Annotated in this window: 21 protein-coding genes; 5 read left to right on the top strand and 16 right to left on the bottom strand. The window is 53.3% G+C overall.

Translation table 11 applies throughout. The features are described 5' to 3' along the window. Positions 1-56: 56 nt before the first annotated feature. The 12 genes from ABD949_RS04725 to aroQ form a co-directional block, all read right to left on the bottom strand. Positions 57-1,265: a helix-turn-helix domain-containing protein gene (locus ABD949_RS04725; protein WP_345241116.1), complete on the bottom strand. Its 1,209-nt coding sequence runs from the start codon at positions 1,263-1,265 to the stop codon at positions 57-59. A gap of 142 nt (positions 1,266-1,407) precedes the next feature. Continuing rightward, positions 1,408-3,177 (bottom strand): signal peptide peptidase SppA, encoded by a 1,770-nt coding sequence (gene sppA / locus ABD949_RS04720; RefSeq protein WP_345241114.1) that lies wholly within the window; start codon positions 3,175-3,177, stop codon positions 1,408-1,410. Between the two features lie 204 nt (positions 3,178-3,381). After that, positions 3,382-3,993, bottom strand: a complete 612-nt coding sequence (locus ABD949_RS04715; RefSeq protein WP_345241112.1) for an inorganic pyrophosphatase — start codon at positions 3,991-3,993, stop codon at positions 3,382-3,384. Positions 3,994-4,100: 107 nt separating this feature from the next. After that, positions 4,101-5,087 (bottom strand): glycosyltransferase family 2 protein, encoded by a 987-nt coding sequence (locus ABD949_RS04710; RefSeq protein WP_345241110.1) that lies wholly within the window; start codon positions 5,085-5,087, stop codon positions 4,101-4,103. A gap of 102 nt (positions 5,088-5,189) precedes the next feature. Then, the gene (locus ABD949_RS04705) at positions 5,190-5,888 is read right to left on the bottom strand and encodes a tRNA1(Val) (adenine(37)-N6)-methyltransferase (RefSeq protein WP_345241109.1); all 699 of its coding nucleotides are present in this window, start codon (positions 5,886-5,888) and stop codon (positions 5,190-5,192) included. Beyond that, positions 5,888-6,520 (bottom strand): ribonuclease H1 domain-containing protein, encoded by a 633-nt coding sequence (locus ABD949_RS04700; RefSeq protein WP_345241108.1) that lies wholly within the window; start codon positions 6,518-6,520, stop codon positions 5,888-5,890. Before ABD949_RS04700 ends, ABD949_RS04705 begins: the two co-directional genes overlap by 1 nt. Before the next feature lie 54 nt (positions 6,521-6,574). Beyond that, positions 6,575-7,486: a 3-keto-disaccharide hydrolase gene (locus tag ABD949_RS04695; protein ID WP_345241106.1), complete on the bottom strand. Its 912-nt coding sequence runs from the start codon at positions 7,484-7,486 to the stop codon at positions 6,575-6,577. A gap of 201 nt (positions 7,487-7,687) precedes the next feature. Continuing rightward, positions 7,688-8,890, bottom strand: a complete 1,203-nt coding sequence (locus tag ABD949_RS04690; protein ID WP_345241104.1) for an alpha/beta hydrolase family protein — start codon at positions 8,888-8,890, stop codon at positions 7,688-7,690. A gap of 110 nt (positions 8,891-9,000) precedes the next feature. Continuing rightward, positions 9,001-10,263 (bottom strand): peptidase T, encoded by a 1,263-nt coding sequence (gene pepT / locus ABD949_RS04685; RefSeq protein WP_345241102.1) that lies wholly within the window; start codon positions 10,261-10,263, stop codon positions 9,001-9,003. A gap of 3 nt (positions 10,264-10,266) precedes the next feature. After that, the gene (locus ABD949_RS04680) at positions 10,267-10,734 is read right to left on the bottom strand and encodes a pyrophosphohydrolase domain-containing protein (RefSeq protein ID WP_345241100.1); all 468 of its coding nucleotides are present in this window, start codon (positions 10,732-10,734) and stop codon (positions 10,267-10,269) included. 57 nt (positions 10,735-10,791) lie between these two features. Then, complete coding sequence (locus ABD949_RS04675) at positions 10,792-11,811, bottom strand: aminotransferase class V-fold PLP-dependent enzyme (RefSeq protein ID WP_345241098.1); 1,020 nt, start codon at positions 11,809-11,811, stop codon at positions 10,792-10,794. 68 nt (positions 11,812-11,879) lie between these two features. Further along, the gene (aroQ, locus tag ABD949_RS04670; protein WP_345241096.1) at positions 11,880-12,326 is read right to left on the bottom strand and encodes a type II 3-dehydroquinate dehydratase; all 447 of its coding nucleotides are present in this window, start codon (positions 12,324-12,326) and stop codon (positions 11,880-11,882) included. Between the two features lie 98 nt (positions 12,327-12,424). Here aroQ and xerD point away from each other — a divergent pair, with 98 nt between their 5' ends. Next, complete coding sequence (xerD, locus tag ABD949_RS04665) at positions 12,425-13,330, top strand: site-specific tyrosine recombinase XerD (RefSeq protein ID WP_345241094.1); 906 nt, start codon at positions 12,425-12,427, stop codon at positions 13,328-13,330. Positions 13,331-13,431: 101 nt separating this feature from the next. Here the strand turns inward: xerD and ABD949_RS04660 are convergent, their stop codons facing one another. Then, entirely contained in the window at positions 13,432-14,013 is a 582-nt protein-coding gene (locus tag ABD949_RS04660) for a class I SAM-dependent methyltransferase (RefSeq protein ID WP_345241092.1), read from the bottom strand. Positions 14,014-14,089: 76 nt separating this feature from the next. Here ABD949_RS04660 and ABD949_RS04655 point away from each other — a divergent pair, with 76 nt between their 5' ends. Then, positions 14,090-15,271, top strand: a complete 1,182-nt coding sequence (locus ABD949_RS04655; RefSeq protein ID WP_345241090.1) for an aminotransferase class V-fold PLP-dependent enzyme — start codon at positions 14,090-14,092, stop codon at positions 15,269-15,271. On the opposite strand, the gene ABD949_RS04650 is transcribed toward ABD949_RS04655, so the two are convergent. The 3 genes from ABD949_RS04650 to ABD949_RS04640 all read right to left on the bottom strand — a co-directional run bounded on the left by ABD949_RS04650 (position 15,266) and on the right by ABD949_RS04640 (position 16,849). Continuing rightward, on the bottom strand, positions 15,266-15,469 hold the full coding sequence (locus ABD949_RS04650) for a hypothetical protein (protein WP_345241088.1): 204 nt from the start codon (positions 15,467-15,469) through the stop codon (positions 15,266-15,268). The genes ABD949_RS04655 and ABD949_RS04650 overlap by 6 nt on opposite strands. Beyond that, complete coding sequence (locus ABD949_RS04645; RefSeq protein WP_345241086.1) at positions 15,466-15,969, bottom strand: SixA phosphatase family protein; 504 nt, start codon at positions 15,967-15,969, stop codon at positions 15,466-15,468. Before ABD949_RS04645 ends, ABD949_RS04650 begins: the two co-directional genes overlap by 4 nt. A gap of 109 nt (positions 15,970-16,078) precedes the next feature. Further along, positions 16,079-16,849: a 3-keto-disaccharide hydrolase gene (locus ABD949_RS04640; RefSeq protein WP_345241085.1), complete on the bottom strand. Its 771-nt coding sequence runs from the start codon at positions 16,847-16,849 to the stop codon at positions 16,079-16,081. A 134-nt stretch (positions 16,850-16,983) separates the two neighbouring features. Between ABD949_RS04640 and ABD949_RS04635 the strand changes: the two genes are divergently transcribed. The 3 genes from ABD949_RS04635 (at position 16,984) to ABD949_RS04625 (ending at position 22,189) form a co-directional block, all read left to right on the top strand. Beyond that, positions 16,984-18,834, top strand: a complete 1,851-nt coding sequence (locus ABD949_RS04635) for a 3-keto-alpha-glucoside-1,2-lyase-like domain-containing protein (RefSeq protein ID WP_345241083.1) — start codon at positions 16,984-16,986, stop codon at positions 18,832-18,834. A gap of 17 nt (positions 18,835-18,851) precedes the next feature. Next, positions 18,852-20,909: a hypothetical protein gene (locus ABD949_RS04630; RefSeq protein ID WP_345241081.1), complete on the top strand. Its 2,058-nt coding sequence runs from the start codon at positions 18,852-18,854 to the stop codon at positions 20,907-20,909. Between the two features lie 203 nt (positions 20,910-21,112). Continuing rightward, entirely contained in the window at positions 21,113-22,189 is a 1,077-nt protein-coding gene (locus ABD949_RS04625) for a zinc-binding metallopeptidase family protein (protein WP_345241079.1), read from the top strand. The last annotated feature ends 28 nt before the right edge of the window (positions 22,190-22,217 follow it).

Below are 22,217 nucleotides of genomic sequence, written 5' to 3'. Positions count from 1 at the left end.
GCCGGTCGGGATGAAGAAAAACGCCCTCGTTTAGCTCAATTCCAACCCCGGAACACTTACCCCCTGGCCCCCTGTCCCCTGCTCATTACCGATCCGTCGGTACGCCCCTGCCTAAACTGAGCCGGAGTCTGTCCAGTGATTCGTTTGAAAGCCGTATGAAATGCGGATGTGGAATTATAGCCGACGCGCTCGGCAATTTCATCAATCTTCAGGTTAGTCGTAGCCGGGTCGTGCAGTAGCTGCTGAGCCTCCTGCACCCGGTAGGCAGCCAGCATATCAAAAAAGCTTTGGTTAAGCCGGTCGTTCAGCAGTTGAGACAGGTGATGCGGGGAGGTATTCAGCCGCTGTGCCAGTTTAGGCAGCGACAGATCGGCTTCCAGGTACGGCTTTTCGCTAATCATCAACCGGGTCAACCCAGTCATAACAGCCTCCTCTTTTTCCTCCGACAGGGCCGATTTTTCGTACTTCTTCCGGGGCTCCGGTGTGGTGGCAGTCAAAGGAGCTTCTTTGAAGAAGTCAGAGCCGCGCATAACCAGCAGACTGGTAGCGTAAATGGTAATGGTCGCGTAACAGGCAATCAGGTAATCGCCGAGGTCATTGTGAAACTGCGGTTTGACGGCTACGATGACCAGCGGAAACAGAAGGAACATCAGGGAAAGGTTTCGTAGCGGTACCAGTTGGGCAGGGGTAGTGCTCCAGAGCGTCTGGCTGTTGCGTCGGAAGGCATTTCGTACTTCCAGCAACGCTAGCGCTGCGTAAATGAGACAGCTCAGCAGGGTGAGCTCATCAATATAATCGCGTAGTCCGGTGAAATCTTCGGGCAGGTACGGATCAGAATCAATAAAGGACAGTTCCGGGTGGTACGAATTCAGGTAGGAGTTATATTTAAACTCAATAGGCTGATACAGCCAGGTTACAGCATTAGCCGTCCAGATTACCAAAGGAACCAGGTGCAAAATCCACCGTTTGGGCAATCGCCGGCGAATTTTGGAAACTACAAAAAAGAAGAACACCGGACCCAGCAGGAAATTAAGCGGCTCGGAGAAGTCGACAAACGCCAGCAGCCGGAACATATAATTGGTGTAGCACAGAAAGATCTCCCCCGTAATGGCCGACAGTCCGAGCATAAACCAGCCGATGCAGCGGTTCGAGATGATTTTACCCCGGCTACCCGTCAGAAAGAATACCCCCAGCAACAAGGCCTGAGCTACGCCCAACAGCATAATCAGGGCGAACAAATCAATGTATACCGGTTGGATCTGCATACGTAGCCGTAAGTTACAAAAATACCCCCAATCTCTTTCTGGGAGTTGGGGGTTCTGCTTCCGTTTGTCCGCGTTTACAAAGCGAGACGGGCGGGGTTCCGGTCTGTCGCTCGACACAGTCGAGGACGAGCCGCTGAGCGGCTTATCGGATCGTCAGTTCAAAGGGCATACGAGCCTGAATTCCTTCCAGGTTCTTTAGCTTTTTCATGTATTTAAGGTACGGAGCGGCCTCGCCCAACTGGCTGTTAATACGGGCTTCTTCTTCGTCGCTGATGGTGTTGACGAAACGTTCCATGAAGTTTCTCTTCTCCGGAATAAAGCGCAGCCGGTAATCACCTTCTTTCAGACCAGCGTCTTTGGCGGCCAGTTTTACAGCCTCGTCCAGACCGCCCAGCGCATCGACCAGCCCGTTGGCTTTGGCCTGCTCGCCCGACCATACCCGGCCGGAGGCCAGTGACCGCAGACTATCGACCGGCATTTTACGGCCCTGAGCGGCTTTGGTGGTAAATACGTTGTAGGTGCGCTCTACGCTTTGCTGAATCACATTCTTTTCAAATTCCGTCATCTCGTGCGTCACCGACGGAAAATCGGAGTATTTATTGGTAGTGACGCGGTCGTAGGTAATGCCCAGTTTTTCTTTGAAGAAGTTCTGCGCGTTGAACAACATACCAAACACCCCAATAGAGCCGGTAATGGTGTTTGGCGCAGCCACGATCTTGCGGCAGCCCATAGCCATGTAGTAACCACCCGACGCGGCATAATCCGACATCGACGCAATCACCGGCTTTACCTTGTTGGTCAGCGTAATCTCGCGCCACATCACATCGGAGGCCAGCGCACTGCCGCCCGGCGAGTTGATGCGCAGCACTACGGCTTTCACCCGATCATCAAGCCGCGCCCGACGAAGCTGCTCCGCTACTTTGTCTGAAGCGATATTATCCTGATTATTATCTTTCCCCGAAACAATATCGCCAGAAGCCACAATAACAGCGATGCGGTTACGGCTGTTGCCTTCGTCTACGTATTTTTTCGCCTTACTGTATTTGTTCAGCGAGATATAGTTAATCTTCTTTTCCTCGTCAACATCCAGCTTTCTCCGCATATCATTTTCCACTTCGTCAAAATAAGCAACGCGGGTTACCAGTTTCGCTTTCTGCGCATCGGCTGCGGTCTGAATACTCAGGTTATCAGCCAGTCGTTGCAGTTCGGCCAGTTGTAAACCCCGGCTTTTGGCGACATTGGCCATGAAGTGGTTGTTGATGGAATTAAGGAAGGACGCCGTCTGCAATTTGTTCGGCTCGCTCATGTCTTCCCGGATAAACGGCTCCACGGCGCTTTTAAACTCGCCCACGCGGAAAATCAACGGCTTTACGCCCAGCTTATCGAGCGTGCCTTTAAAAAACATATACTCGCCTTCCAGGCCGTTCCACTCCAGTCCACCAATAGGATTGAGATAGATATTGTCAGCTACAGAAGCAATGTAGTATCCCTTCTCCGACATATTTTCGCCATAGGCATATACAAATTTCTTCGACTGTTTGAAATCGATCAGGGCATTGCGCACTTCTTCGAGCGATGCCCAGCCGGCCTGTGGAGATTCCGTTTTTAAATAAACACCCTTTATGTTTGGATCTGCTTTGGCGTTGGCCAGGGCCCTTCGCAACTCAATAAGTCCGGTAACGTCACCGTCGGAAGTGAAGGGTAACAGTTCGGCAAAGGGATTATCTTCTCCGATCTCGCGAATCGGGTTATCCAGATCTAATTTCAATACAGATTTTTCACTCACCGATACCTGCTTATCGGAAGCCGCCGTGATAACTGACGCTACGCCAAACAACAGCATAAAGCCGATGAAGGTAAATAAAAGCAGGCCAACTATCGTGGCCAGAACATATTTCAGAAACTGTCGCATGAGCGGAATTTACATGAATAAAACACTAAAGCACTAACAAAATTATACTATAAAAATACTCCCCGGCCGGAAAAGTGTTAAATGTACAGAAAGAGGGATGAAAGGCAGAGTTAAGGGGTGGGGCAATTGGAAAGGATAAAAGGTAGCCTGGCCCGCAAAACTCAACAGGACAAACTACCTTTTCAAATTCAGAACGGTACTGGCTTACAGGGAGAGATGCGCGTAATCGTCCATAGCGGTCCGGATTACTTCCAGGGCCTCTTCGCGACCATACACATTAGCCAATTCCATTACCGCCGGCTCGTCGGGCAGGTTCTTATACGTCAGAAAGTAGTGACGTAGCCGTTTTACCACCATTTCGGGCAACTGGCTTAGCTCTGTAAACTGTTGGTACATGGAGTCGCCTTTCAACACCGCAATGATTTTGTCGTCAGCCTCCCCTTTATCGATCAGCCGGAAGCCACCGATGGGAATGGCCTGCAGGATAATATCACCGTGGGTAATTTCGCGTTCCGTCAGTACACAGATATCCACGGGGTCACCATCTCCTTTCTCAACGAATTTACCAGACTTTTCAGAAGCCAGTCGGGCAATGCCGTCGCCACAGTAGGTTTGCGGCACAAAGCCGTATAATGCCGGGATGATGTTGGAATATTGCTGCGGCCGGTCGATTTTCAAGTAGCCGGTTTCTTTATCGATCTCATACTTGACCGTATCCGTTGGTACGATTTCGATAAAGGCGGTCACGATATCCGGGGCATTTTCGCCGGGGGAGATGCCGTGCCAGGGGTGTGCTTTGGAGGTAGTCTTTGCCATTTGTTCTACAAATTCGCTGAGCATTTCATCAAGTTGGATAAAATTAAAAATAAAAGGTCATGTCGAGACAGACTGACATGACCGTACAAAAATACAGACCCGCAAAATTACACGGAAATCTTGTCGGAAAAACCTAATTTCTCAGCAATCAGGTAATCGCCCGTTTTAGTTGAATTATTACGCACCAGCATTTCACCGATAAAGCCAGCCAGAAATAACTGTACCCCCAGAATTATAGCTACCAGCGCAAAGAAGAACAGCGGATTATCCGTTACGTTCCGGTAGCGCAGCCCCTGAGCGATGTTGTACAGTTTTTCGCCAATTAGCCATAGCGAAATTACCGTTCCGATGAAGAACGACAGCGTACCAAATCCGCCAAAGAAATGCATGGGCCGGCGACTGAACTTCTGGACAAACGCAATCACGAGGATATCCAGAAAGCCGTTGATAAAACGGTCCAGTCCAAATTTCGTCGTGCCATATTTACGGGCCCGGTGCTGCACCACCTTCTCTCCTATCCGGCTGAAACCGTTCCATTTGGCAACCATCGGCAGGTTACGGTGCATTTCGCCATAGAGGTTCATCGACTTAACCACGGGCAGCCGGAATGCCTTCAGGCCGCAGTTAAAGTCATGCAGGTGAACGCCCGATACCCACCGCGATACGGCATTGAAGAGCTTCGTAGGCAGCGTTTTGCTGATGGGATCATAGCGTTTCTGTTTCCAGCCCGATACCAGATCGTAACCGTCCTCGGTAATCATCCGGTACAATTCCGGAATTTCATCGGGGCTGTCCTGCAGGTCGGCATCCATCGTGATGACCACTTTCCCCTTAGCCGCCTGAAAGCCGGTTTGCAGCGCGGCCGTTTTGCCGTAATTGCGGCTGAAGCGAATGGCCCGCACATTGGGGTTAAGGCCAGACAGATGCTCGATGACCGCCCATGAGCGGTCTTTGCTGCCATCGTCAACAAACAGGATCTCGTAGGTAAAGTGATGTTCGGCCATTACCCGCACAATCCAATCGTGGAGTTCGGGTAGCGACTCCTCTTCGTTGAAGAGGGGAATTAGAACCGATATGTCAATCTGCTCGGCCATGCCAGTTTTGGGTATCAAAGGGCCCGGTAGCAAACCATTCGCGGCCACTTGGATAGTAAACAATATTTAAACGCAAAGTACGCAAAGGTTTGCGCAAAGATGTCAGAAAATCAGGTAAAAGTCTTTAAGCAACGCCCGAAACGGCTCGGTATACATCCGCCCGTCGGGCTCGTATATGTCCAGCATTTCGTCAGTAGCCGCTTCTGTTTGATAGTCAAAGCCGGTAATTACGCGGAACACCGGTTTGCGGGCGTGGTGCCGCAGGTGCAACCGCCGAAACGGCTTTAATCCAGCCATTGACGCCTGCTCGGTCAACTGGCCCGCTTCGTACGGAGGCAGCAGGACCCACCACTGACCATCCTGCTTCAGTAACCGCACGACGGCCTCAATCAGTTCCTTAAGCGGCAGATCGTCAGTGTGTAATGCGCGGTTAACGGCGGCATCGGGTGAGCGGAGGTGATTGGTGTAGAATGGGGGGTTGGTTAGGATACGCTCATAATTTTCACCTGGCACAAACGCCTGTATACGCTCCTGTACCACTCGTACCCGCTCGGCAAACGGACTGGCGCTTATATTCTCCTGCGCCTGCCCCGCAGCTGCTTCATCAATCTCAACGGCATCGATGTAAGCAGTAGCATTCCGCTGGGCGGCCATCAGCGCCAGTAACCCTGTTCCCGTTCCAATGTCCAGAATCCGCCCCCCCGCACCCACATCGGCGTAAGCACCCAATACACAGGCATCCGTACAGACCTTCATGGCCGTGCGTTCCTGATGGATGGCAAATTGTTTGAAGCGAAACATTATTTTCTCCCAAAATCAGCCGGGTTCTCACCCCAGTGCGTAGTCTCCCATTTCAGAATGGGGTTGGCGAAGCGATGGGTTTGCAGCCATTTCTCGGCGCGGGCCAGTAGGTCAAAGAGTTCCTGATTGCGGGGGGTGGGGTCAAGCTTGGTGTTGGCTTTTTTCTTCTGGACCCAGCCGATAGCGGTGCGGGAGTCGGAGTAAACTGGAATGTTGCTGTGCTTCTGATTCAGTAAAGCAAGGGCGTGGACAATCGCCAGAAACTCGCCGATGTTGTTGGTACCGTCGGCGTAGGGCCCCATGCGAAAAATAGTTTGTTTGGTCGGCAGGTAAATACCCTGGTATTCCATATCGCCGGTGGCGGTGTTCCAGGCCGCATCAACGACCACGCTGTCGGGAATAGGGTTACCAACGATCCCGGGTAACTTGCCCTGCTTGCCGACGTTCTGGGGGGCACCTATGTGCAGGTGCGGCTTTTCAGCATAGGCCTTTTCGGCCAGGCTTCGGCTTTCAAATGATTTGTAGAGGGCCCCGTTGAAACCTTCAATCTGGGCCTGGCAATCGGCCCAGCTATCGTACACGCCCGGCTGGTTCCCTTTCCAGACGACGTAATATTTCGGCGATTTAGCCATGTAATCTTTACTTGCTCAGGCTGCAAAGATAGGCGATTGAGCGCTCACAAGTATTTATCGCTTCCTGTAAACGCACTGCGAATTGTCGGATGCGCGGTAGTATGATTTATAATTCAGGGCCTTTTTGTCGGTACAACCTTTCAGATTGAGAAGTTCGACCTTGCGGAAATCGATACCATGGCTCTCACTCTGAAGAGCGATGTAACCTTCTTTCAACAGGTTACCGTCGCGCTTGATCCAATAGTCAGGATTGGGAACAAAAGCCTGAACAAAGCCGTAATCTTTGCTGACATAACCGCCCCCGATACGGGGCTTCTCATAAGTCAGTACCGTATCACCGGCAATAACATGGTGAATGATGGAATCGCCCAGCACGATAGCCTCAACGGTAACCCACTGATCGCCATCGTAGGTTTTAGACTGAGAGTCAATGCAGTGTGCGGAGGCAACGTTGCCCTTCATGTCGACAATGGTACCGGGTGTACACAGGTTAGCCGTGTGCCGCTCGCCCTTGCCCAAACCACCCAGCAACTGCACCTCCAGCGATATTGGAAAATGCTGGTTCTTACCCAGGCTCTGCGCCGACTGCGAGTGGATCATTATCCCGCTATTCCGGTTGTTCCAGGTCGCTCCTCCCGGTATCTGATTGCCGACAAACCGGTACTCAAACCGCAGGATGTAGTAGGAATAAGGCTTTTTGTAATAAATGTGTCCGTATTTGTTGTTAAAATTCTGGTACTGGTCATATGCGATTCGCAGCATCCCGTTTTCGACCCGGAAGGTGTTTTTGTAATTGTCGTTCAGGTCGTGACCGGCAATCTTAATATCCCAGCCGCTCAGATCTTTGCCATTGAACAACTGAATCCACTCCTGGCGGTTTGGGTTGTTCTGGGCGTAGGTGGGGCATAAATAGGAGAGGAATAGAACAAAAGGGAGGAGTGGCGTAAAGGACAATGAAAGCTTCATTTGACGGAGGGCTCTTGTGTTTTCTGATAAGCAGCAAAGAAGGGCAGTCTACTCTTTTGGGTTAATCCGCCTGAACACAATCCGCTGCAGATTATTGACCGAAAACGATGTCACCTGCTGATTGCCGGCAATTTGCTTCCGGTAATCAGGAGGGGACTACAAAAGAGATACAGGACATCAAATTACGAGCGAAGCCCTCTCCTACCGCTTTGAATTGAAAAAATTAAAAGTGCCTAACAGGAAATCCTGAATAGCCTCACCGTGCCCTTTGTTGGGTACGGAAATGAACGTCACATTAGTCGCCCCCTGTTTCTTCATCGCTTCGTAAGCGTCAACGGAGTTGAAGTAAAATACCTGCTGGTCGGTAGTGCCATGATACAGCTGGGTAGGGGTGCGGGGCTTCCAGTTATAAATGTCGTTGTCTTTGACCGCATTGATAAACTGGGTGTCTGTTCCCTCATTAACGGCCTTACGGAACGACTCCGTTACGGCGTCATTGAAACTTACCGGTATATTGGCCCCGAACGGGTTGCTTGTTACGGCTGCCGCATAAGGTTCTTTGAGGTAAGAACTCATCGGCCGGTTCAGCCCATAAACCCGATTATAGGTCGACAGCACCATAGTATAGAGGCCGTTGTAAGCCGCAATACCGTGCGTGCGGTTATTGAGCAGGTAACTCATAAACGCCGTACTGTGGTAAGCGCCGGCTCCGCAACTGGACGCTACCAGATTAAACTCAGTGCCCGTCTCCTCCTCAATTTTCTTTTGCAGGGCCATGGTCGCATAGCCACCGAGCGAGTAGCCGGCAATCATCAGTTTCTGGTTCCATTTGATGTTTCCCTGCTGCACAAATTCCCGGGCAGCCCGAATCATGTCCAGCGACGATGACGCCAGCGTGGCCCGGTGCTGGTACGGGTGCGGCAGGTTTTTCGAGACACCGTACCCGATAAAGTCAGGCAGAGCCACGATAAAACCATTCGAGCCCAGCAGCGAGCCAATGGAATACGTTTCGCTCTCAGGCCCATTATTGGAGGGTGCCTGTGCGTCGGAAAAAATGGTGCCGTGCTGCTCACTGATCAGCGGAAAGCTCAGGCTTTTGTCGGCCGGATTGGGAACCACCAGCGCACCGGAGGCCTCTATGTCTGCCCCATCGGTATTTTTGGTTTTGTATACAATCCTGTACACCTTAATCGGGTGCGTCAGCAGCAGCGTCAGCACACCAGCATTGGGAATTGCCCCGGTCACGCGGGAAATCACCTGCTCCCGCGAATACTCGCCCAGCAGTGTGTTGCTGACCAGGTACTGATTGGCGGGTTGGGGATCGGTTGGTTTCTGGCAGCCGGCCAGCCAGACCAGGAGGAGTCCGGTTGTTAATACCCGGTAATGATGTCGAAGTAAGTGCATGTGAAGTGGCAATTTTTAAAACGAAACGATACGCAATTTGCGACAGTATCTGACTATGTTACTGATAACGACGGTGAATGCCTAAAAATTAAGCCAGCCACCACAAAGAGCTACGCTCGCTCCTCCCAAACCTGACACAAATTGACAATGACCTCCACGGCCTTCTGCATATCCTGAATCGATACCCATTCGAGCCGCGAGTGAAAAGCGTGTTCACCGGCGAAAATATTGGGGCAGGGAAGGCCCATGAACGACAGCCGTGAGCCATCGGTGCCCCCCCGGATGCTGCGCCGTTCGGGCGTCAGTCCGCTGCGCCGGATGGCTTCCAGCGCGTTGTCAACCACGGCCGGATGCTGGTCAAGTACCTGTTTCATGTTGCGGTACTGCTCAATGCTGGTAAACAGGGCGTTGGAATTCGGGTAGCCGGCCAGTACGCGCTTTGTGACATCCTGCAGATAGTGTTCTTTCTCCAGCAAGCCCTGTTCCGTAAAGTCCCGGACAATAAACTGCAGCACAGCTTTATCCTGATTTCCTTCCAGATGAGTCGGATGTACAAACCCGTCGTATCCTTCGGTTGTCTCGGGCGACAGGTGATCTTTGGGCAAAGCAGCCAGCAGATCGGCCGCTATTTTAAGCGCATTTTCCAGCTTCCCTTTGGCAAAACCGGGATGGGTGCTGACGCCCTGAATGGTGATCCTGACTCCGTCGGCCGAGAACGTCTCGTCTTCAAGCGTCCCTAGTGACTCTCCATCCATGGTATACCCATAATCAGCCGCGAGCTTCTGAATATTCACTTTTTCAGTACCCCGGCCCACCTCTTCGTCCGGTGTAAAGAGGAGCCGGATTTTGCCGTGTTTTACCTCCGGATGCGTCATTAGGTAATGGGCAGCATCCATGATTTCGGCAAGACCCGCTTTGTTATCGGCTCCGAGCAGGGTGGTACCGCTGGCGGTGATAATATCGTTGCCAATCTGGGCTGGCAGGTCCGGGTGCTCGGTAACGCGGATTACCTGCGGAGGATCGCCGGGGTTTTCTACCTCCGGTAAAACGATGTCAGATCCATCCCAGGCCTGGTGAACAATCGGCTTTACCCCCGCTCCCGTTACGTCGGGCGACGTATCGACATGCGAGCAGAAACAGATGACGGGCACAGTCTCCTTATCGGTATTAGCCGGAATGGTCGCGTACACATAGCCGTATGCATCCAGTTCGGCATCCTGAATGCCCATGGCGTGCAGTTCGGCCACCAGCACGCGACTTAGGTCCTTTTGCTTTTCGGTAGAAGGATTGGTAGCAGAATGCGGGTCCGACTGGGTGTCAATTTGCACATAGCGCAGAAAGCGGTCGGTAACGGTGAACGGATAATCTTGCATAAGTTATTTACTCAGGATACTCTCCAGATCAGCCGGAGAGTAGTTGATGTTCTTGAGGGTTTTATTGTCGGTGGTGCGATACACCAGGTACTTCCCTTCCGACTCAACGTAGTGACAGTCTACGCCCTTTCCCTGGTAATGATCGACGGTGGCCTGAGCCTCCTCAACCGTCATACAGGCTTTGCTAAGGTTAGAACGCTGCACTTCATCAAACAGTGTCCTGAATGTTTCGCCCAGCCCGAATTCAAGCACGGCCCCGGATAATACGTATTGCAGATCGCAGAGCGCATCAGCTACGGCTACAATATCTTTTTCCAGAATGGCTACCTCCAGTTCTTTGAGTTCTTCGGCCAGCAGGGCAACGCGAAGTTGGCAGCGGTTTTCAGCTGGTAGTTGAGGGCTGTCCAGAATCGGGTGGTGAAATGTACGGTGGAATTCGGCTACTTGATTGAGTGAGTCAGGTGATTGCATACGTACCAACGGGCTTCAACCCGTACTTTGTTGGAGTTTGAGACTCCAAATTACGGACTAAAGTCCGTTGGTACGTAAAAAGTCTTTCAATATTGCAATCTCGTCCTCCTCAATGGCCGGGAAGTTGGCGATGCGAAAGGTTGTATTTTTCCAGTCACCATAGCCGTTACCGAGCGTAATGCCCTGCTCCAGGGCGGCTGCTTTAATTGTTGCAATCCCTTCGGCTTGGCCCTCCACGGCAATAACGGTATCTGACCGGTGAGCCGGGTTCTGGATGAGGAGGTGCATGCCCCGGCCAGCTGCATCGGGAGAGGTAAAGAACTCATACCACTCCTCCGCCCGCTGCTTAATAACCTTATCTACTTCCTCAATGGGTGGTACCTGTTGCAATACCCGCATCAGCAGGTAAATGCCGAGGCCGTTGGGTGTGTATTGAGTCTGGTATTTCTCCATGTTCTCGTGAATGAACAGCAGGCTGTTATAATACTGGCGGTCACCAATGATCTCCGCTTTTTTCAGCGCAGCCGGGGAGTAAATGAACAGGCCAAACCCAGCCGGCAAACCCAGGCATTTTTGCACCGAGGCAATCCAGACATCGGCCAGCGCCCAGTCCAGCACAATACCGCCTAGCGACGATACCGCATCAACAGCGATCAATCCGTTGAAGTCGCGACGGAACTCCGCCAGCGTTTCCATCTGAACCTGCGTCCCGTTCGAGGTCTCGTTTTGCACTACACAAAGTACATCGGCCAGGCCGGGCTCAATCATCGGCTTGATCCGGTGGGCATATTCCATCCACTTTTTACCGAAGGCTCCGCCGTAAGGATGCAGGCTGGTAGCCACCGTCAGCGACTGCGCTACAATCTCCCAGCCCTCTGTAGCCGAGGAGATAAAGGCAATGTGGTAGTCAGCCGGAATTTCCAGCTTTTCATGCAGCAGCCTCAGAGTCTCCTTAACAATGTCCATAAAGCCCCGGCTGCGGTGATTGAGGCTGACAATCCCTTGTTGCACCGCTTCCCGCGCGTACTGCGCCACCTGCGGGTAAACTTTCGATGGACCAGGGTAAAAAGTTATCATCTTTTTTGAGTTGGCAGTAGGCAGTTCTCAGTAGGCAAAAAATAGGATCCGGCAAATCTGCCAACTGCCTACTGAGAACTGCCTACTGAAGCCTGTTGACTGATAAGAAACCGGATCGCCAGTTCATAGCCTATCAGGCCCAGACCGACAATAACGCCCTTGCACTTAGCGGAGAGGTAGCTGTGGTGGCGGAACGACTCGCGGGCGTGAACATTGGAAATATGAACCTCTACGGCCGGTGCCGTAACGGCAGAGAGGGCGTCGGCAATCGCTATGGAGGTGTGCGTGTAGGCCCCCGCGTTGATAACAATACCATCGATCGTGAAGCCGAGTTCGTGAATTTTATCAATCAGCTCACCTTCGTGGTTTGACTGAAAATAGTGTAATTGCACGTCGGGGAACTGTTGCTCAACCGTCTTGAGGTAATCGATAAATGAGCGGTTACCATAAATCTCCGGTTCCCGCTTCCCCAGCAGGTTCAAGTTTGGTCCGTTAATGATGAGGATCTTTTTCATGGGACTTATTGAGTGATTGAGCCATTGGGTGATTGTGTGAACAGGTGCGGATTCCATTTCACTCAATCACTAATTCACTCAATCACAATTATCGCTGTATGTGGCAAAGTTATATTAATGCTTTTAAAAACTACCTGAAGCTGGAGCGCTCGCTGGCCGAAAATTCGGTAGAGGCTTATCTGCACGATGTCGAAAAGCTGTGGCAGTTCCTGGCGCTGACAGATGAAAAGCCAGTGGGGCCGCTGCAGGTGACGGAAGAGCATCTGCGGGCGTTCCTGAAATACCTCGGTGAATTGGGGCTATCGGCACCTAGTCAGGCTCGAATTTTATCCGGACTTAAAGCATTTTATAAATTTCTGGTGCTGGAAAACACCATTCAGCATGACCCTACGCAGCTTATTGAAGGACCCAAACTGGGGCGTAAGCTGCCCGACACCTTGAGTTATCCGGAAATTGAACAGATGCTCGACGCCATCGACCTCTCCACGCCCGGCGGTACCCGCGACCGCGCCATGCTGGAAGTGCTGTACAGCTCCGGGCTACGGGTATCTGAACTGCTGGACCTCAGGTTAACCAACTGCTATTTCGAGGATGGCTTCCTGCGCATTTTCGGCAAGGGCAGCAAATTCCGGCTAGTGCCCATCGGCGAGGATGCGATTCGTTACACCCGTATGTATGTGGAGCATGTCCGAAGGCAGTTGGATGTCCAGAAAGGAGATGAAGATACTGTCTTCCTGAATCTGCGGGGTAAAAAGCTATCGCGAGTGTCCGTCTTTACGACCATCAAACGGCTGGCGGCTGACGTAGGTATCCACAAAACCATCAGCCCCCATACTTTCCGGCACTCATTTGCCACGCATCTGATCGAAGGAGGTGCCGACCTCCGGGCTATTCAGCAGATGCTGGGCCACGAGTCCATTACCACCACCGAAATCTACACCCATATCGATCGCGATTACCTGCGGCAGACCATGATCGATTATCACCCACGGGGGCGGGGTTGATTGGTTAATTGGTTCATTAGTTAATTAGTTTGCTGGAGGATGCTCAGGGCACTTTCGCTGCCATACCAATTAACCAGCAAACCAATGAACAAATGAACCCCTCAAACAGGAACCAGTACATTACAGACACAGCTACCCTTAGCAGTAATTGTTTTGGTTTCATCCAGCAGTTTAAAGCCGCCTTTGATGGAGTTCCAGAGTTCGTCGCTGTGCTTATGGTCGTTAATGGTAACGATGAGCAATCCCTGCGGCTTCAGGTAGGTAGCCAGGCGTTGCAGGGTTTGAAGCGGGTGTTTGCTGTAGTAGATTACTTCGTTGAAGATGATCATGTCGAACGTACCCTCCGGCTCGTACTTATCCATATCACCGACCAGATAGGTACATTTAGGGTCGGCTGCGGCTTTGGCCCGTTCGATGGCGCTGTCCGAAATATCCGTGCCTACATACCGGCCGTAGTTTTGCTCCTGAAGTCGCTGTTGCAGCAGTCCTTCTCCGCAGCCGATTTCGAGAATCTCCGGCTGACCGGGTTTCAGGTATTTCACGTAACCCACAATTACACTGAACCGGGCCAGCTCGTCGAGTGCTTTCAGCCCATCCCACAAGCCTTTGTCATATTGGTAGTTCCAGCGGTCGCGGTTGATGCGAAGAATTTTGCGTTTGAAGAAGGACGTAAACGGGTTCATTCGGTTCGGGCAGGACAGTTAATCAACCCCAAAGTACGCCATTTTTCGGTAACTTCCCGGCCTGAATCCAACCGTTATGCTACAACCAGTCGTTTCATTGCCCTGTCAGAAAGACTCCTTCAGCCTGCCCAAAGGCGTATACTACCTCAATTGCGCCACCCGTGCCCCGATCAGCAAAGCGGTGGAACAGGCGGGTTACGACGCCATCCGGCAGCAGACCAATCCGCTGAACCTGAAACCCGACGATTTCTTTACGGGTGCTGTTCAAGTGCGTGAGTCCTTTTCCCGGCTAATTAATAATCCCGATCCGGATCGGATTGCTATTATTCCGGCGGTATCCTATGGCATGGCCGTGGTGGCCCGTAATCTGCACCGCAAGCCCGGACTAAAGCCTGGCCAGCACATTCTGATGATCGAAGAGGAATTTCCGAGCGATGTGTATGCCTGGGATCGTGTCCAGCAGGAACTTGGCTTGTCCATCAGCCGTGTGCCAATGCCAGGATCTTTTCCAAAAAGTGAACTATGGAACAGGCAGCTATTGGAGGCAATCAACACGGATACGGCGGTAGTAGTGATACCGCCGGTGCATTGGATGTATGGCACCCGGTTCGACTTGGAATCTGTTTCCCGGCGCGCCAAAGAAGTAGGCGCCCTGCTGGTGGTTGATGGTACCCAGGCGGTGGGTGCGTTGCCGTTTAATATGGAAACGGTGCAGCCGGACGCGCTGATCTGTGCGGCTTATAAATGGCTGATGGGGCCGTACTCCATCGGCATGGCGTATTTTGGCGAGTTCTTTGATGACGGCATACCGCTGGAAGAAAGCTGGATGAACCGGCTGGGAAGCAATCAGTTTCACCGCCTGACGCAGTACGAACCAACCTACCGGCCTAAAGCCTACAGGTACAATATGGGCGAGCACAGCCAGTTTATCCATATGCCGATGGCGGAAGCGGCTCTGGAGCAGTTACTGGCGTGGCAGCCTGAAACTATTCAGTCATATTGCCGGAGTCTGACAGCCGGGGCACTACCGGAGCTGGAAGCTATGGGCTGCCGGATAGAACCGGAAGAAGGCAGAGCACAGCACCTGGTAGGTATCTGGTTACCCGATCACGCCAACGCCATGACAGTCCAGCAGGCACTCCTTACCACCCACGTATCGGTTTCAGCGCGAGGCCGGGCCTTACGGCTGGCTCCGCACGTATACAATGATGAGGCCGATATGCAGGCGCTTGTCGATGCGCTGAAAGTGGCTTTATAAACTATCGGTCGGTGCGGCCGTCGTATCAACCAACGTATCGGCAGCGGTGTTATCGGTTTCTGTGGGCAGTGCCCGTTCGAGTTGCCGGCGCTTGTTCCAGGGCGCCGTAGTCCGTCGACCCATATCAATGGTAATCAGGATAACAATGGCCGTAAAAATGATGAAGACGATGACAAAGATACGGCGGTTGCGGTTCATGCTTCTTTCAGATGTTTCGGCGCTATATAAAACAGCAGGTTCCCGGTTCGACCTGAGACGTGGCCCCATTCAATGTCAGTGAACTCAATGGCGGCTACGGCTCCTTTGCTCATGGAGCCTACGTCCTGATGCGTCAGAAATTCAGCAAAATAGGTAATGTCCGGATTGTGGCCGAACAGCATTACCGACTGGCAATCGGCTGGAAGGCGATTTACGGCTGCCAGATAGGCTTTGGGCCCTCCGTCGAACATATGCTCGTCGTAGTTAATCGTCTCCGGGTCGATGCTCAGTTGTTCAGCAACAATTCTGGCAGTATCCTTTGCCCGGAGTGCCGTACTGCTGATAAGGCAGTCGGCCGAGATGCCCTTTTCCCGAAGATGCCTGCCAATACGGGCCGAAGCGATGATCCCTTCCGATACCAGTTCGCGGTCGTGGTCGCGCATAAACGGCGCCCGGTCTTCGGCTTTGGCGTGACGAACTAGGTATAGCGTTTTTTTCATAGTATGCTCTGAGGAACTTTCAGCAAAGAACACGGCAAAAACGTTTAAGTTTAAAAAGTTTGAGCGGTCCTCCGAAGCGGGCCGCTCAAACTTTTTAAACTATCCGGATTTACAGTTCACGAATCCAGATATTGCGGAAGCTAACCGGGTCGCCGTGGTCCTGCAGGCGGATGGGACCGCGACCGTGCGGTTCAATTTTCGGGAAGCCAATGTACTCGGTTGTTCCTTTGATCTGGGTATTATGCTGAACCAGGACGCCGTTCAGCAACACCGTAATGCGGCCAGCGTCCGTCAGCATACCGCTTTTGTTAAAGCGTGGGGCGTAATAAATGATGTCGTAGGTCTGCCACTCGCCCGGCCGGCGGCTAGGGTTGGCCAGGGGAATCGCCTGCTTGTAAATCGAACCAACCTGACCATTTGAGTACGTCGGGTTATTGTAATTATCCAGCACCTGCAATTCGTAGCGGCCCTGCATAAAGATACCGCTGTTACCCCGGCCCTGGCTGTTACCAACCACCTGCGCCGGTGTGCGGAATTCGATATGCATCTGGTAATCGCCGAACTCCTGCTTGGTCTGAATATCACCGGCACCTTTCACCACGGTTACGGCACCATCGGCCAGCGTCCATTTGGCGGCCGAGCCGTCACGGGCAGACACAAAATTGTTGAGGTTAGAGCCGTCGAAAATAGCGATGGCATCGGAAGGAGCCGTAAAGCCACTGACACTGGCGGATGGCGCTCCCGGTGTTACGATAGGTGGAACCGGCTTCCAGATTTCGGTAGATTCCGGGTTTTGTTTGACGGGCTGATTTTGGGCAACGGTCAGGCCAACGACCCCGATACTCAGTAAAACGCTAAGGCTTAGTCTATTTCTGTTCATAGATTAGGGGACTGAAATATTCGCTGAAAAAACGTTCAAATATAGAGCAATTGTCTATTCACCGGCTTTTGTCCCTAAAAAATGGTAAATTTCCGCTCCGATTTCTAATCCAATCATTTTTAATGGTATCTCCTATGATTTTATCACGCTTCGTGATCGGCGTAGCCTGGTTGGCTGGCAGCAGTCTGGCACTGGCGCAGTCGCCCCAAATGGCGACGTTACCGCTCAACGATCTGAGTGCTTTCCGTAAGCCAACACCCAACTGGCGAATTGCCGGCGATGCTGCGGCCGACCTGAACCAGAAAAACGTAATGACCGCCAAGTCAGGTACGGGTATGCTAGTCAATCTTCCGTCCCCCAAACAGACGGGTATGCAATATGACCTGCTGACTAACCTGGAACATGGTGACCTGGACCTGGAAATGGATTATATGATGGCGAAAGGGTCTAACTCGGGTGTTTATCTGCAGGGCCGGTACGAAGTTCAGTTGATGGACAGCTGGGGCGACAAAACGGCCCGCGTGGGTGGTAACGGTTCTGTTTACGAGCGCTGGGACGAAAAGCGTCCGGACGGGCAGAAAGGCTACGAAGGCTACCCCGCTCGTCAGAACGTAAGCAAGGCCCCCGGCCTGTGGCAGCACCTGAAGGTATCCTTTCAGGCTCCGCGCTTTGATGCCAGCGGCCGCAAAATTGAAAATGCCCGGATGCTGCGGGTAGAACTCAATGGCGTGACTATTCACGAGAACGTGGAGTTGTCGGGGCCGACCCGTGGCCCCCTCACCGAGAATGAAGTAGCGGTTGGGCCGCTGCGTTTTCAGGGAGACCATGGACCGGTGGCGTTCCGCAACATCCGGTATGTAACGTACGACAAACCCCGCCCGGAACTGATGAACCTGCGGTATACGGTATACCGGGGCCGGTTTGAAAAAGAGGCCGACCTGGGCAACACCCCTCCTGAAGCCGAGGGGCCCATTAACCTGCTGTCTGCTAATGTTACACGCCTGCCCAATGATTTTCTGATTCGTTACACGGGTACGTTGCGCGTAAAAGAGCCGGGCGAATACCGCTTTAATCTGGGTGCACCAGGTGGTGGCGGTCAGTTACGCATTAACAACAACATTGTGGTGAAACCGGGTGGCGGCAACCTGAGAGGCAGTGTTACGCTGCCCGCCGGTGACCTGCCATTTGAACTGCTGTACACCAAGTTTGTGAGCTGGGCCCGACCAGGCCTGGGCCTGGCGGTGGCCGGTCCGGGTATCCGGGAGTTTGTGATCAGCAGCCCGGTCGATGGAGGCAATGATGAAACAGAGCCTATCTATGTCGACGCACCGACCAACACGGTGTTGCGTAGCTTTATGGACATACCAAACGAAAGCGGCCAGGGCCGCCGGACGCGGGTAACCCATGGCGTGTCGGTGGGTAGTCCGGATCAGGTGCATTATACCTACGATCTGGACAAAGGCGCGCTCGTGCAGGTATGGCGGGGCGAATTTCTGGACACAACCCCTATGTGGAACAACCGGGGCGACGGCTCCTCGCGGCCGCGGGGTACGGTGCAGCGCATGGGACTGCCGGTGCTGTTTGTGGGTAAACTTTCGTCGCAGCAGGCGGCCTGGGCTACCGATACCACGGGCAGCGGTTACCGGCCAAAGGGCTACGTACTGGATGAAAATGACCGGCCTACCTTCCGCTACATGGCCTACGGCACCAGCGTGGAGGATGCCATCCGGGTAGCCGACAATGGGCAGGGCGTACGCCGGGAGGTAACGTTCCGCAACCCCTCGGCCGATCTGTATGCGCGGCTGGCCGAAGGCACAACCATTGAGCCGATGCCTAATGGCATGTATATGATCAACGGCAAATCATTCATTGTCCGGGTAGAGGATGCCGGTGGCGCTACGCCCATGGTCCGGTCGGTGGGTGGTAAGCAGGAACTGCTGGTACCGGTGCGCGGAGGTAAACTGAGCTACTCAATTCTTTTCTAATCCTGATTTCCTGACGAATGAAAACAAATCATAAATCACTTCTTCGCCGGGCCGCCGGCTCGCTCCTGACCGCTGCGGTACTCACCTCGGCCGCCTGGGCACAGGAGTCACCGAAAGAAGAGGACTTCTTTAAAATCATGCGGGTAACCGCGCCCGAAGGTACCCTACTTGAAGTAGGTGGTCTGACGGTGCTGCCCAACGGCGATCTGGGCGTCGCCACGCGCCGGGGTGATGTTTTTGTGGTAGAGAACCCCACCAGCCGTCGGCCGTATTTCCGCAAGTTTGCCTCGGGGCTGCACGAGATTCTGGGACTGGTGTACAAAGACGGTGCCTTCTACTGCGCCCAGCGCGGTGAACTCACCAAACTGGTCGACAGCAACAAAGACGGCAAAGCCGATGTCTTTGAAACGGTGTACGCCTGGCCACTGTCAGGTCATTACCATGAATACAGCTTTGGGCCGAAAGTAGCGCCGGATGGCTCCTTCTTTGTGTCGGGCAACGTAGCCTTTGGCGACGAAGAGTGGTGGCGGGGCGAAAGCCGGGTACCCTGGCGGGGCTGGGTGATGAAAATCAGCCCGGATGGCCAGCTGCAACCCTGGGCTACGGGCGTACGGTCTCCGGCCGGTCTGGGTATGATCGACGGCGAACTGTTCTACTCCGACAACCAGGGCGACTGGGTTGGCTCCGGCGGTATCTGGCACGTAAAGAAGGGCGCGTTTATTGGCCACCCGGCCGGTTTGCGCTGGACGAATATGCCCAATTCACCCGTAAAACTGACGACCGAGCAGTTGTATGCGAAAGCTGACCCCCAGCAGAAGAAGAACGCCGAAGGCCGGTACATTAAACCGGAAAACAACGCCGAAGACAAAGGTACTCCGCTGTACACACTGAAAGATCAACTCCCCGGCTTACAACTCCCGGTGGTCTGGTTGCCTCATGGTATCTTTGGTATCTCCAACTCCGAGATTCTGCCGATTCCGCAGGGCAACTTTGGTCCGTTTGCTGGTCAGTTGCTGATTGGCGACCAGGGACAGAGCAAGATCATGCGGGTGTTCATGGAGAAAGTGAACGGCGAATTCCAGGGTGCGGCCTTCGATTTCCGGAGTGGTTTCCAGTCGGGTGTACTGCGGATGGCCTGGGCCAAAGATGGCTCGCTGTTCGTGGGCGAAACCAACCGGGGCTGGGGCTCCGCCGGCGAAGCCAACGAAGGCTTGCAGCGGCTGGTGTGGAACAACAATATGCCGTTTGAGATGCAGGCTATCCGGGCGCAGCCGGACGGCTTCGAGGTTGAATTTACTTCGCCGGTCGACCGGAAGTCGGCCGAAGATATTGCGTCGTACCGCGTCAGCAGCTTTATCTACAAATACCATCCGGTATACGGTAGTCCACCGATCAACCGCGAGGAGAACCCCGTCAAAGGGGTGAAGGTGTCGGCCGACGGCATGAAAGCCCGTATTATTGTCGATAACCTGCGCCGGTACCACGTTCACGAGATCCGGCTGGACGGCGTCCGGTCGAAAGATGGCTCGTACTCACTGGTGCATCCGCTGTCGTACTACACGCTTAACAACATACCAACCGGTCAGAAACTGGCGATGAGTGAGGTAAGCACAGTAAACTCCGAAGCCAGTGCCTCGGCCGCGAACACACCGGCACCAGCCGCTACGAAGAAGCCCGCTACAGCCGCTCCGGCGAAAGCAGGATCAAAAACGGGCGCAGTTACCAAACCGGCCGCCAAAGCAGCCAATACAGTAGCCGCAGCGAAGGCTCCTACCTACGATGAGGTAAAAGGCTTATTGTCGCGGCATACCTGTCTGGCCTGTCACCAGACTGAGAAGCGGCAGGTAGGTCCGGCGTACATTGATGTAGCAAAGCGGGGGTATACCAATGAGCAGATTGTGCAGCTGATCTACAACCCCAAGCCGCAGAACTGGCCCGATTATGCCACCGAAATGCCGCCGATGCCGCAGGTCCCTAAGGCCGACGCGCTGAAGATTGCCGCCTGGATCAACTCCCTGGCTCCGGGCCAGAAAGGGGCCGCTGCCAAGGCGACGAAAAATCCGGATGAGCAGTAGTTGAGTAGGCCGATGGTAGTAAGCCGTTTGCAGATAATACATATGAGCAGCCTGGCCGTTTGGCCGGGCTGCTTTGTTTTGGATTGGATTCAGTGTTTTGGGGAAAACGTCAAACCATTGATCGGTGAAACCGTTAGTAGACAAGGTTAGACAGGGGTCATGCTGATTGCCTGCGGGAAGCGTACCTGTTGCCTTTACTACGTATGAAACTTTTCAAATGCACGCACTGCGGCAATCTGCTGTACTTCGAGAATTACCGCTGTGAGCAGTGCGGCTATCCGCTTGGCTTTGTAGCCCATTCGCTGGAGTTGCGGCCCCTGGTGCCCCAGCCGAATGATTTATATACTGTTTATAACGATGATTCTACCGCTTACCGGTACTGCGCCAATCACCAGTATGGCGTCTGCAACTGGCTGGTAGCCGAAGGAAGCCAGACCGACTACTGCAAAGCCTGTACGCTGAACCGCACCATTCCCAACCTCAGCAAGCCGGAATACGTGCAGCGGTGGCAGGTAGTTGAAACCGCCAAGCACCGGCTGGTATACAGCCTGCGCCGGATGAAACTGCCACTGGTCAGCAAAACTACTGATCCCGACAAGGGCTTATCTTTCGATTTTCTGGCCGACGAACACCCGAATAGCAGCCAGCGCATTATGACCGGCCATACCGGTGGACTAATAACGCTTAACATCGCCGAAGCCGACGATATTGAGCGCGAAATGACCCGCAAAGCCATGGATGAGCCGTATCGCACGGTCCTTGGTCACTTCCGGCACGAAGTCGGGCATTATTACTGGGATCAGCTAATCGATGGCTCCGACTACCTTGATGAATACCGACAATTATTTGGGGACGAACGGCAGGATTACAGCGAAGCCCTGAAGCAGCATTACGAGCAGGGACCGCCCGCCAACTGGACTCAGGCCTACATCAGCGCCTACGCCAGCACCCACCCCTGGGAGGATTGGGCCGAAACCTGGGCGCATTACCTGCACATCATCGACACCCTCGAAACAGCTTATTCGTTTGGCCTCAGCGTCCAGCCTCGTGTTGTTAAAGACGATGTTTTGCTGACAGCGGAGTTGTCTACCGATCCCTATAACCTCGACAATTTTGAGATGCTGATGAGCCTCTGGCTGCCGCTGTCCTTTGCCATGAACAATATCAACCGCAGTATGGGGCACCGTGATTTGTACCCATTCGTTATTCCGCCCCGCGTGATGGAGAAGCTGAACTTCATCCATCAGGTATGCTACGAAGCCAGGGTTGTCCTGGGCTAAGGTCCCTCCGGGCCTCAGTCCGGTGGCA

Origin of the sequence: Nibrella saemangeumensis (assembly GCF_039541915.1) — a bacterium.
In the GTDB taxonomy this organism is placed as follows: Bacteria; Bacteroidota; Bacteroidia; order Cytophagales; family Spirosomataceae; genus Nibrella; species Nibrella saemangeumensis.
This window is presented reverse-complemented; position numbering and strand designations above follow the sequence as displayed.

What these genes read in the sequence shown, in the direction of transcription:
- ABD949_RS04725 (WP_345241116.1), bottom strand. Translation starts at nt 1,265, where the DNA reads ATGCAGATCCAACCGGTATACATTGATTTGTTCGCCCTGATTATGCTG.
- sppA (WP_345241114.1), bottom strand. Translation starts at nt 3,177, where the DNA reads ATGCGACAGTTTCTGAAATATGTTCTGGCCACGATAGTTGGCCTGCTT.
- ABD949_RS04715 (WP_345241112.1), bottom strand. Translation starts at nt 3,993, where the DNA reads ATGGCAAAGACTACCTCCAAAGCACACCCCTGGCACGGCATCTCCCCC.
- ABD949_RS04710 (WP_345241110.1), bottom strand. Translation starts at nt 5,087, where the DNA reads ATGGCCGAGCAGATTGACATATCGGTTCTAATTCCCCTCTTCAACGAA.
- ABD949_RS04705 (WP_345241109.1), bottom strand. Translation starts at nt 5,888, where the DNA reads ATGTTTCGCTTCAAACAATTTGCCATCCATCAGGAACGCACGGCCATG.
- ABD949_RS04700 (WP_345241108.1), bottom strand. Translation starts at nt 6,520, where the DNA reads ATGGCTAAATCGCCGAAATATTACGTCGTCTGGAAAGGGAACCAGCCG.
- ABD949_RS04695 (WP_345241106.1), bottom strand. Translation starts at nt 7,486, where the DNA reads ATGAAGCTTTCATTGTCCTTTACGCCACTCCTCCCTTTTGTTCTATTC.
- ABD949_RS04690 (WP_345241104.1), bottom strand. Translation starts at nt 8,890, where the DNA reads ATGCACTTACTTCGACATCATTACCGGGTATTAACAACCGGACTCCTC.
- pepT (WP_345241102.1), bottom strand. Translation starts at nt 10,263, where the DNA reads ATGCAAGATTATCCGTTCACCGTTACCGACCGCTTTCTGCGCTATGTG.
- ABD949_RS04680 (WP_345241100.1), bottom strand. Translation starts at nt 10,734, where the DNA reads ATGCAATCACCTGACTCACTCAATCAAGTAGCCGAATTCCACCGTACA.
- ABD949_RS04675 (WP_345241098.1), bottom strand. Translation starts at nt 11,811, where the DNA reads ATGATAACTTTTTACCCTGGTCCATCGAAAGTTTACCCGCAGGTGGCG.
- aroQ (WP_345241096.1), bottom strand. Translation starts at nt 12,326, where the DNA reads ATGAAAAAGATCCTCATCATTAACGGACCAAACTTGAACCTGCTGGGG.
- xerD (WP_345241094.1), top strand. Translation starts at nt 12,425, where the DNA reads ATGTGGCAAAGTTATATTAATGCTTTTAAAAACTACCTGAAGCTGGAG.
- ABD949_RS04660 (WP_345241092.1), bottom strand. Translation starts at nt 14,013, where the DNA reads ATGAACCCGTTTACGTCCTTCTTCAAACGCAAAATTCTTCGCATCAAC.
- ABD949_RS04655 (WP_345241090.1), top strand. Translation starts at nt 14,090, where the DNA reads ATGCTACAACCAGTCGTTTCATTGCCCTGTCAGAAAGACTCCTTCAGC.
- ABD949_RS04650 (WP_345241088.1), bottom strand. Translation starts at nt 15,469, where the DNA reads ATGAACCGCAACCGCCGTATCTTTGTCATCGTCTTCATCATTTTTACG.
- ABD949_RS04645 (WP_345241086.1), bottom strand. Translation starts at nt 15,969, where the DNA reads ATGAAAAAAACGCTATACCTAGTTCGTCACGCCAAAGCCGAAGACCGG.
- ABD949_RS04640 (WP_345241085.1), bottom strand. Translation starts at nt 16,849, where the DNA reads ATGAACAGAAATAGACTAAGCCTTAGCGTTTTACTGAGTATCGGGGTC.
- ABD949_RS04635 (WP_345241083.1), top strand. Translation starts at nt 16,984, where the DNA reads ATGATTTTATCACGCTTCGTGATCGGCGTAGCCTGGTTGGCTGGCAGC.
- ABD949_RS04630 (WP_345241081.1), top strand. Translation starts at nt 18,852, where the DNA reads ATGAAAACAAATCATAAATCACTTCTTCGCCGGGCCGCCGGCTCGCTC.
- ABD949_RS04625 (WP_345241079.1), top strand. Translation starts at nt 21,113, where the DNA reads ATGAAACTTTTCAAATGCACGCACTGCGGCAATCTGCTGTACTTCGAG.